Below are 7,996 nucleotides of genomic sequence, written 5' to 3' on the forward strand. Positions count from 1 at the left end.
TCGCCAAGCCGGACGTCACGGACCGGCTCGCCGCCGTCCGTCCGCGGCTGCTGGTGGTGGACGAGGCACACTGCGTGTCGTCCTGGGGGCACGACTTCCGGCCGGACTATCTACGGCTGCGCCACGCCGGTTCCTCGTGGACGGGGAGCAGATCGTCGTCGGCGGTCCCGCCCCTGCGGCGGTGCCCGGTGCGGGCGGCGGTGCGAACACCACAGGGGTGGCGGGAGCCGCTCCGACGGCTCCGGTCTCCCTCAACACGGCCACCGCGGACCAGCTCAACACCCTGCCCGGCGTGGGACCTGTGCTGGCCCAGCACATCATCGACTACCGCACCCAGCACGGCGGTTTCCGCTCGGTGGACGAGCTGCGCCAGGTCAACGGCATCGGTGACCGCCGCTTCTCCGATCTGCGGGACCTGGTGCAGCCATGACTCACGTCCATGACGATCCGCCCGAGCCCGCGACTCCTCGCCGCATGGCACAGGACGACATCTCCTCACCGGCCCGCCGAACCGTGCACGCCGACTCCAGAAGCCGGCGGGGTGCCGCACACCCCCGACAGGAAGGACCGACGGACCTACGACTCGTACCGCCCGCACTCGCGGCCTGGGCGACGGCGGCACTGGCACTGGACGCGTCACCGGCCTGGGTCACAGGAGTCGCCGTCACCGCGCTGACGGTGGCACTCGTGTTGCTGTTGGTGACGCGGCGGAGGGACAGGGCAGGCGGCAGCCACGCCCCATCACAGCTGGACGCCAACCTTTTACCGGAAGGTGTTCACCCCGCACCGGCATGGCGTCAGGCCACCTGGCGGCAGGCCGCATGGCCCCGGGTCTCGATCGCCGCTCTCCTCCTCTCCATCGCCGCTGCTGCCGCTTCCGCCGGGCTGCACGGGGCGGATCTGCGGCGTGGGCCGGTGCCCGAGCTGGCGCGGGAGTACGCGACCGTGACCGCGGAGGTGGAGGTCGGTTCCGATCCACGGTTGACCCGGCCCCGGGTCAGCGGTGATCACGCGGCCCCGGTCTCCGTGCTGATCGACGCCGAGGTGCGGCGGGTCGAGGAGATGGACGGGACGGTCGTGGAGACGCGGGCGCCGGTGCTGTTGATCGTCGACCCGGGCTCGTCCACCAAGGGAGGGGGAGGGCGCGAAGCAGAGGGAAAGGCGGGCGGGACACGGGGTTCCGGTGGTGGGCCGGAGCGTTCGCCCTGGCTCGGGCTGCTTCCGTCGACGCGGGTGAAGGTGACCGCGCGGTTGGCGCCCTCGCTGACGAGCGGGGACCGGGTCGCGGCCGTGCTGCGGGTGCGGAACCAGCCGGTGCCGGAGGTGGTGGGGGAGCCGTCCGGAGCACAGCGGTTCGCGGGGCGATTGCGGGCCGGGCTGCGTGAGGCCACCGACGGGTTGCCGGCGGACGCGCGGGCGTTGCTGCCGGGGCTGGTCGTCGGGGACACCGCGCGGATCACACCCGAGTTGGACGAGGCGTTCAAGGAGACGGACCTCGCACACACCCTCGCCGTCTCCGGAAGCAACCTCACCATCCTGCTCGCCCTCCTCATCGGACCACCCGGCCTCGCCCAGCACATCGAACGCCGGGGTCTGGCACCGCGGTTGGGCATCTCCCTCCGGGCGACCGCACTGCTGGGCGGGGTGCTCACGCTCGGGTTCGTCGTCGTGTGCCGCCCCGACCCGAGCGTGCTGCGGGCCGCGGCCTGCGGTGCCGTCGCGCTGCTCGCCCTGGCGACCGGGCGCCGCAGATCACTGATCCCGGCCCTGGCGACGGCCGTACTGCTGCTGGTGCTCTACGACCCGTGGCTGGCCCGCAGTTACGGCTTTCTGCTCTCCGTTCTGGCCACCGGTGCCCTGCTCACGCTCGCGCCGCACTGGTGCGAGACGCTGCGTCGGCACCGGGTTCCGCCGCGGCTGGCCGAGGCGCTGGCCGCCGCCGCTGCCGCGCAGGCGTTGTGCGCGCCGGTCGTGGCCGTGCTGTCGGCGCGGGTCAGTCTGGTGGCGGTGCCGTGCAATCTGCTCGCGGAGATCGCCGTCGCGCCGGCCACGGTGCTGGGCTTCGCGGCGCTGGCGGCGGCACCCGTGGCGATGCCGGTGGCCAAGGTCCTTGCCTGGGGCGCGAGTTGGCCCGCCGGGTGGATCGCGGACGTCGCCCGCACCGGGGCTGCGCTGCCCGGTGGGGGAGTGGACTGGCCGGGCAGTTGGACCGGGGCGCTGTTGCTCGCGCTCGCTGTCGCGGTCCTCGTGCTGGTCGGGCGGCGGTTGTTGAGGCACCCCTGGCTGTGCGGTGTCTGCGGGTTGTTGCTGCTGCTGATCGTGGTGGCGCCGGCGCCGTTGACCCGGGTGATCACGGGGTGGCCGCCGCCGGGCTGGAGATTCGCGATGTGTGATGTCGGTCAGGGTGACGCGACGGTGCTCGCCGCGGGCAAGGGCACCGGCGTGGTCGTTGACGCCGGACCCGATCCGAAGCTGGTCGACCAGTGTCTGCGCACGCTCGGCATCACCAGGATTCCGCTCGTCGTGCTGACCCACTTCCACGCCGACCACGTGGCGGGACTCCCCGGGGTGTTGCGGGGCCGCTCGGTGGGCGCGATCGAGACGACGTCCTTCGAAGAGCCCGCGGACCAGGCCGAGTCCGTACGGAGAGCGGCCGCGGAACGCCACATCCCGATCACCCGGGCCGCGGCCGGGGAACAGCGACGCACGGGGCCGTTGTCCTGGCAGGTTCTGTGGCCCCCGCCGCCACCGGCACCAGGGCTGGGGCCGGCACCGGATCCGGACGGTCCGAACGACGCGAGTGTCACGCTGCTCGTGCGGACGGCCGGGCTGCGGCTGCTGTTGCTCGGGGACCTCGAACCCCCTGCCCAGCAGGCGCTGTTGAGATCACCGGCGGCGGATCAATTGGCGGGGGTGGATGTCCTCAAGGTGGCTCATCATGGCTCGGCCTATCAAGATCCGGACCTGCTGCGGCTGTTGGCGCCGAGGGTGGCGTTGATCAGCTGTGGCGCGGACAACCCGTATGGCCATCCGGCGCCCAGTACGGTCGCGGCGCTGCGGGCCGAGGGGGCGGTGGTGCTGCGTACGGACGAGGACGGGGCGTTGGCGGTCGGCGGAAGTGGAGGTGGAGGTGGAAGTGGGGATGGGCTGCGGGTGATACGGGAGTGAGGGAGTGGGCGTGGCGCGGCCACCGGCACGGCGTCTTCAGGTTCACCGGCACGACCGGCAGGGCGTCTTCAGGCCCCCGGCGCGACCGACGCGGCGGCTTCACGTTCACCGGCGCGACCGGCTCGGCGTCTCCGGAATCACCAGCCCGCCCGGCACACCGTCAGCTCAGGCACCGCCCGGCAGTACGCGCACCGACTCCCACGTGAGGCAGGCCCCCGCTCAGGTCTCCCCCAGCAGTACCCTGACCGATCTCCACGCCGTGTCCGCGACGGTCCGTAGCGCCTCTGTCGTCGCGCCGTCGCGGGCCCGGTGGGACATGCCCTGGACGATGACTCCGGTGAACTCGGCGATCGCGCGGGCGTCGGTGTCGGCGGGGAGGGTGCCGTCGTCCACGTCGGCTCTGATGTGGGACTCCAGGCGGTCGATGTTGGCGTTGCGGAGGGACTGGAGGCGGTCGGCGACCTGCTGTGCGGCGTCGGAGACCCGGGTGGCGGAGCCGATGATCAGGCAGCCGCCGGGGCCGTCGGTGAGGGTGTAGGTGTCGGCCGCCTCGTACAGCATCCGTCGGATCAGGGCGGGGGAGCGGTTCTCCTCGTCGAAGGCGCGCTGCATGAAGCTGCCCCTGCCGTTGTTGTAGTACTCGACGGCCGCGAAGAAGAGGCCCTCCTTGCTGCCGAAGGCCGCGTAGAGGCTGGGGGTGTTGATCCCCATCTCCCGGGTGAGGGTGGCCACCGAGGTGCCGTCGTACCCGTGCCGCCAGAAGGCGAGCATGGCCTTCTCCAGGATCTCGTCGAGATCGAACTTGCGGCCCTGGCCGCGTACGCCTGCCATCTCGTGCTCCCACGTCGTCGTCGGTGAGCGGGTTCTGCCGGACGTGCGGGCCGGGGCACGGCGTCACACCGGCGTGATCCGTTATTCATGTAGCGATCGATATACGAATGGTAGTGTCGGCGAGCCGGTGATGAGGAACCAGGGACGCCCAGGGGCGTGGTTCCTCGCCGCACCTTCCTGCATAGCGTGGCGTGGAGACAGAACGGTCGCCGGCCTCGACTCATCGTGTCTGCACACCGTGAGGACTCCACATGCCCTTCAGTGCGTCATACACCGACGGCCTGGCCCGCCGTCATTCCGCCTCCTCTTCCGTCTCCCCTTCCTGGACCGTGGAGGCCGTCAAACAGATCCGGTACCACGTCGTCGAGGCCTCCGGACTGTTCGAACCCGACAGCACCCTCCTGTTATCGGGATGCGCGGACGCCCCGCTGCGCTCCGGTGACAGGCGGCTGGTCGTGATCGACTCCACCGTTCAGGGCCTCCACGGCGAGCGCATCATCCGCTACTTCGAACACCACGGCATCGAGATCACCCTTCTTCCCCTCCGCGCGGACGAGACCGTCAAGCAGTGGAGCCTGGTGACGGACGTGGTCGACGCGATGAACGACTTCGGCATCGACCGCAGGCGCGAACCGGTGATCGCGATCGGCGGCGGCGTCCTCCTCGACGTCGTGGGACTCGCCTCCAGCCTGTACCGGCGCGGCACCTCCTATCTGCGGATCCCCACCACGCTGGTGGGCCTGGTCGACGCCGGGGTCGGCGTGAAGACCGGCGTCAACTACGGGCAGGGCAAGAACCGCCTCGGCACCTACGCGCCGGCCGTGGGGACCTTCGTGGACCGCTCCTTCCTGAGCACCCTCGACGCGCGTCACCTGTCCAACGGGCTGGCGGAGATCCTCAAGATGGCGCTGATCAAGTCGGGGGAACTCTTCGACCTGCTGGAGGAGTTCGGGCCGCGGCTGATCGAGGACCGCTTCCAGGGAAGCACCCCCGCACTGGAGAGCGCGGCCCGCCGGATCGTCTCCGAGGCCATCCATTTGATGCTGGAAGAACTCCAGCCCAATCTGTGGGAACAGTGCCTGGAGCGGTGCGTCGACTACGGCCACACCTTCAGTCCCACCATCGAGATGGAGGCGCTGCCGGAGCTGCTGCACGGCGAGGCGGTCGCCGTCGACATGGCGCTCACCACCGTGATGGGACGGCTGCGCGGCGATGTCACCGAGCACCAGGCCCAGCGCGTACTGGCCCTGATGGACCGGCTTCGACTGCCGCTGTGGACCGACGTCCTGGCCCGCCCGGGAATCCTGGACGGCGCCCTCGCCGACACCGTTCGCCACCGCGACGGACAGCAGCGGCTGCCGCTGCCGGTCGGCATCGGTCACCACCGCTTCGTCAACGACGTCACCCCCGAGGAACTGGACACCGCGCTCAAGGAACTCGTCACCGTACGACGAAGGGCCGGGCAGGAACTCGGGCCGGCCGCCGGACTCGTGCGGGCCGGTGAGGCGGCGTGAAGTGGGACAGCCTGTACATCGAGGGCTTCGGCTCCTATCTGCCCGAAGAGCGTGAGTTCGCCGCAGAGATGGTGGCCGCCGGACGGTACAGCCAGGTCGAGCACCGCAAGACCGGACAGGTGTCGGCCGCCGTGGCCCGTCCCGAACGCGGCGAGAGCGCCCCCGAGATGGCGGTGGGCGCCGGACGCGCCGCGCTCGCGGACGCCGGGACCGACCCCGCCGACGTCGGCCTCGATCTGCTGCGCCGCTCCGGCGCCCTCACCCCGGGGGACCGGCTGCTGCTCACCGGCATAGGCGTCGGCTTCACCTGGGGCTGCGCGGTCGTCGAGTACACCGGCGCACCCGCACCCGCACCCGCCACCGGCACCACCGGGACGAACAACACGAACAACACGAACAACACGAACGACCCGAACAACACGAAGGGAGGCGTCCGTTGACCGCCACCACCGGGACCGAGACCGAGACACCCGTATCGAAGGTGAGCGCCAACGCTGCCGTGGTCTGGATGCTGCTCGCCGTCTTCGGCGTCGGCACCGTCGAATACCTCGTGGCCGGCGTCCTGCCGGACATCGCGGGCGACGTCAACGTGTCCGACGCCACCGCCGGCCTCCTGGTGACCGTCTACGCGGTGACCGTGATGATCGGCGGTCCGCTGCTCACCATCGTCACCACCCGGGTGCCGCGCACCGCCCTGGTCATCGGCTCCATGGCGGTCTTCGTCATCGGCACCGTGGGCACGGCACTGGCGCACAGCTTCGCGCTGCTGGTCGTCTTCCGGATCGTCACCGCGCTGCCGCACGCCACCTTCTTCGCCCTCTGCCTGGTCCTCGCCACCTCGCTGGTGCCGCCGGAGTTCCAGGGCCGGGTGATCGCCCGGGTCTCCCTCGGCCTGAACCTGGCCACCGTGCTCGGCGTCCCGCTCGGCACCCTGATCGGCGGCGAGTTCGGCTGGCGTACCTCCTTCGTGGTGGTCGCGGTCTTCCAGACCCTGGTCACCGTGGGACTCGTCGCCGTCACCCGGCACGCCCCCACCCGCCCGGCCGGGTCGATCTCCGCCGAACTCACCGTCTTCACCCGGCCCTCGGTGTGGGCGGCGCTCACCCTGACCGCGTTCAGCCAGGCCGCCCTGTTCGTCGTCTTCACCTACATCGCGCCCTACCTCCGCGACTACACCGGCTTCTCGACCGGCCATGTCACCCTGCTCCTCTTCGTGTTCGGCATGGGCTCGGTGGCCGGGAACCAGCTCGGCGGACACTTCGCCGACCGCTCCATCGACCGCACCCTGTTCGTCGCCCTCGGCGCGCTCACCGTCGCGCTCGGCCTGCTCGCGCTCTTCGGCTCCAGCACCTGGTTCACCGCACCCTGGCTGTTCGTCCTGGGCGCCGCCGGCTTCTCGATCATCCCGCCGCTCGCCTCCAAGCTGATCACCGCGGCGAGCGAGGCCCCCAACCTCGCGGCCACGGTCAACATCGCGGGCTTCCAGCTCGCCAACGCCGCCGGCGCCTGGATCGGCTCGGCCACCCTCTCCCTCGGCGCGTGCCTGGGCGCGCTGCCCGCGGTCGGCGCCGCCCTCGCCCTGGCGGCCGTCCTCGCGCTCGCCGCGGGCACCCGCCGTACCGCGGCAGCGGGAGAGGTCCGTTGATGCGGGCCGCCGTCATAGACAAACCGCACACCGCGACCCTGGTGGAGACCGCCCGCCCGGCCGCCGGACCCGGCGAGGTCCTGGTCAAGGTCGCCTACGTCGGCCTCTGCGGCAGCGACCTGGAACTCCTCCACGGCACCTCCCCCTACATCGCCGACGGACGGGCCGCGTTCCCGCACCGGTTCGGCCACGAATGGGTCGGCACCGTCGAGGAGCAGGGCCCCGGCGTCACCGGACTGCGCCACGGCGAGGTCGTCACCGGCTCCACGATGATCCCCTGCCAGGCCTGCCGCTCCTGCGCCGGCGGCCTGGACGAGGTCGCGAAGGCGAAGGGCGGCATCGACACCTGCGGCGTCCTGGACCAACTGACCCTCGCCGAATTCATCACCTCCGGCGCCTACGACCGCCACGTCCGCGCCGCCCGCCTGCGCTACCGCCGTCGCCGCGACACCCTGGTCGACGCCCTCGCCCAGCACGCCCCCGACGTCCACGTCACCGGCATCGCGGCCGGCTTCCACGCCGTCCTCAGCCTCCCACCCGGCACCGAACAGTCCGTGGTCCAAGCCGCCGCCTGGCAGGGCCTGGCCCTCCACTCCCTGTCCTTCTACCGCCACGAACACGCCCACGCCGACCCGATGGACGCCCTGGTGGTGGGCTACGGCACACCACCGGACCACGCATGGGCGGGGGCGGTGGAGGCGCTGTGCAGGGTGCTGCCGTGAGGGGGTCCTGCCACGGTTCCGACCAGCTTGATGTTCGGGTACTTCTTCAGGACAGCCTTGACGCCCCTGTCGACGCTGTCACTGGACGCGGCTCCGGGAATGCCGTTGACATAGAG

General features: G+C 71.3%; 7 protein-coding genes. 6 read left to right on the plus strand and 1 reads right to left on the minus strand.

Translation table 11 applies throughout. The features are described from left to right. Both ACNFOC_RS46625 and ACNFOC_RS46630 read left to right on the plus strand, forming a co-directional pair. A partial coding sequence (locus ACNFOC_RS46625) for a ComEA family DNA-binding protein (protein WP_416965063.1) occupies positions 1-430 on the plus strand: 430 nt, incomplete at its 5' end. Beyond that, positions 427-3,168 (plus strand): ComEC/Rec2 family competence protein, encoded by a 2,742-nt coding sequence (locus tag ACNFOC_RS46630; protein WP_416965064.1) that lies wholly within the window; start codon positions 427-429, stop codon positions 3,166-3,168. The genes ACNFOC_RS46625 and ACNFOC_RS46630, both read left to right, overlap by 4 nt. Positions 3,169-3,387: 219 nt before the next feature. On the opposite strand, the gene ACNFOC_RS46635 is transcribed toward ACNFOC_RS46630, so the two are convergent. Continuing rightward, a complete protein-coding gene (locus tag ACNFOC_RS46635) occupies positions 3,388-3,999 on the minus strand; it encodes a TetR/AcrR family transcriptional regulator (protein WP_416965065.1) in 612 nt (203 codons plus the stop codon). Between the two features lie 251 nt (positions 4,000-4,250). Here ACNFOC_RS46635 and ACNFOC_RS46640 point away from each other — a divergent pair, with 251 nt between their 5' ends. Genes ACNFOC_RS46640 through ACNFOC_RS46655 form a run of 4 tightly spaced genes read left to right on the plus strand, consistent with a single transcriptional unit; the run spans position 4,251 to position 7,880 of the window. Beyond that, the gene (locus tag ACNFOC_RS46640; RefSeq protein WP_416965066.1) at positions 4,251-5,513 is read left to right on the plus strand and encodes a sedoheptulose 7-phosphate cyclase; all 1,263 of its coding nucleotides are present in this window, start codon (positions 4,251-4,253) and stop codon (positions 5,511-5,513) included. Continuing rightward, positions 5,510-5,953 (plus strand): 3-oxoacyl-[acyl-carrier-protein] synthase III C-terminal domain-containing protein, encoded by a 444-nt coding sequence (locus ACNFOC_RS46645; protein ID WP_416965067.1) that lies wholly within the window; start codon positions 5,510-5,512, stop codon positions 5,951-5,953. Before ACNFOC_RS46640 ends, ACNFOC_RS46645 begins: the two co-directional genes overlap by 4 nt. After that, positions 5,950-7,158 carry an MFS transporter gene (locus ACNFOC_RS46650; protein ID WP_416965068.1) on the plus strand — a complete coding sequence of 403 codons (1,209 nt, stop codon included), beginning with the start codon at positions 5,950-5,952 and terminating at the stop codon, positions 7,156-7,158. Before ACNFOC_RS46645 ends, ACNFOC_RS46650 begins: the two co-directional genes overlap by 4 nt. After that, a complete protein-coding gene (locus ACNFOC_RS46655) occupies positions 7,158-7,880 on the plus strand; it encodes an alcohol dehydrogenase catalytic domain-containing protein (RefSeq protein WP_416965069.1) in 723 nt (240 codons plus the stop codon). Before ACNFOC_RS46650 ends, ACNFOC_RS46655 begins: the two co-directional genes overlap by 1 nt. The last annotated feature ends 116 nt before the right edge of the window (positions 7,881-7,996 follow it).

Source organism: Streptomyces colwelliae (assembly GCF_048158785.1).
GTDB lineage: Bacteria > Actinomycetota > Actinomycetes > Streptomycetales > Streptomycetaceae > Streptomyces.